This is a genomic window from Arthrobacter terricola (genome assembly GCF_004354015.1).
In the GTDB taxonomy this organism is placed as follows: domain Bacteria; phylum Actinomycetota; class Actinomycetes; order Actinomycetales; family Micrococcaceae; genus Arthrobacter; species Arthrobacter terricola.
Genome location: NZ_SMRU01000089.1, coordinates 1 through 1,856, shown reverse-complemented (window position 1 = coordinate 1,856; position 1,856 = coordinate 1). Strand labels below are relative to the sequence as shown.

1 protein-coding gene and 1 pseudogene are annotated in these 1,856 nt (G+C 62.9%); both read left to right on the top strand.

Going from position 1 to position 1,856, the window contains the following annotated elements; genetic code table 11:
• Positions 1 to 173, top strand: a pseudogene (locus tag E1809_RS26345) (IS110 family transposase); the annotation flags it as partial.
• A 287-nt stretch (positions 174 to 460) separates the two neighbouring features.
• Complete coding sequence (locus E1809_RS26340; protein ID WP_235835796.1) at positions 461 to 1,492, top strand: LacI family DNA-binding transcriptional regulator; 1,032 nt, start codon at positions 461 to 463, stop codon at positions 1,490 to 1,492.
• The last annotated feature ends 364 nt before the right edge of the window (positions 1,493 to 1,856 follow it).

The window sequence follows — 1,856 nt, the reverse complement described above, 5'->3', positions numbered from 1 at the left end:
CGTTCGCGGCGCTGAAAGACCCTGTCTCCCGGGAGTACTACGACCGCAAACGGGCCGAGGGCAAACGGCACAACCAGGCCTTGATCGCCTTGGCCAGACGCCGCTGTGACGTCCTGTTCGCGATGCTGCGCGACGGAGTGCTTTACGAGGCGCCGCAAATCAAAGCGGCCTGACAAAACCCCCACATTAGCCGGCATCCCCGGGACGCCGGTCGATACCCCGCGACCAAAACCCGGACCGACAACCGCCAAGAAAAACTGCTCCCACCCGCTTGACAAAGAACATAGGGACACCCCCCGTGGCTGCCCGGAGGCGGTGAGGGCCAAGCAATCGACCGCATGACGCGAATCCGGACCGGCTCACCGGTATGCTGACCCGGGGGATGTGAATTCGCTCGGTGGCATGATCCCGGGTAAACCCCTGGCCCGACGCCGATCCGGAGGAGACACCCTTGGCCACCATGGAGGAGGTAGCCCGTGCTGCCGGTGTTTCCAGGAGCACGGTGTCGTACGTTTTGAGCGGCACCCGGCCGATTTCAGCACAGACGCGTCAACAGGTCATGCAGGCGATGAAAGATCTTGACTACACCCCCAATGCCCTGGCGCAGGGTTTGGCCGGCAAGCGCACGGGAATCATTGCCTTGATCGTTCCGGTTACGGAGGTCGGGTTCAACCTGACCGACTTCGAATACATCCAGGCCGCTACCGATCAGGCGCGCAGTGAAGGCTATCACCTGCTGCTGTGGCCCTATAGCGCGCAGGATGTCGAGGAGCTTCGGAAGGTTGTCAGCCAGGGAATCGTCGAGGGCGTGGTGTTGATGGAGGTGCGGACGGTCGATGAGCGGGTGTCGTTCCTTCTGGAGGAGGATCTTCCCTTCACCACGATCGGTCGCACCGGAGGCGTCCAGGCACAGTCATTTGTCGATGCGGACTTCGAAGCCACGGTCAACATGGCGGTCGAGTATGCCCTTGGGCTGGGCCACGAGAACCTGGCGTATATGACCAGGTCACGGGATGAACTGGATGCCGGGCATGGACCGATGGTGAGAATGCGGGACGCTGTCCTGGCGGCCGCCGGGTCAAGGGGGCTCCGGATTCCCGTGTTCACGGTTTGCCCGACGTTTAATGGCGGTTGGGACGCTTTCGACAAGATCCGGGCACAGGAACCCCGGGTGACCGCGCTGCTGACGTTCAACGAGCCCGCCGTTCCGGGCTTCACGGCTGCGGCTGCTGAGCGCGGAGTCCGCATCCCCCGGGACCTGTCCTTGGTGGGCCTTAACGGCAGCGAAGACGGATCAAGGACGAGCCATCCCAATGTGACTGGATTTTCTCCGAACCACAGCGAGTTGGCCAGGCTGGCAGTCAACTATCTGGTCCGGCGCCTTCGAGGTGAGGATCCGGCCGCCTTCCAGAAGCTGTTCACGCCCGAGTTGACTGTTCGGGCGAGCTGCGCCGCCGCGCCTTCCCGGCCGGGGCCGTCGCGCAACAGCTGACCGGAGCGCCTCCTGCGCGCACCGGATGTGACGCTTGACACATTTTTTGGCGCGCTCTACAGTTCTTCATTGACGCGCGTCGACGAAGCGCGTCGACAAAACGCATCGACCAGATGCGGGTAATGCCTCCAGGCCGGTGACCCTTCCGGCCGGCATCGTAGCCTCAGCAGCGGACCGCTCGAGGGCGGCAAGTTTCCCGACACCTGCATATTAAGGCGAACACCATGAGCATCGAAATTTCAGACTTCACCACCCTGCTAGGCGACACGGCTGTAGCCGAAATGGCATGGACCGCCGAGACGGTCACCGGCGCCGTCCGCCGGGTCGAAGAAGAGCACCCCGGGTACAGCTATTCATACTCCAC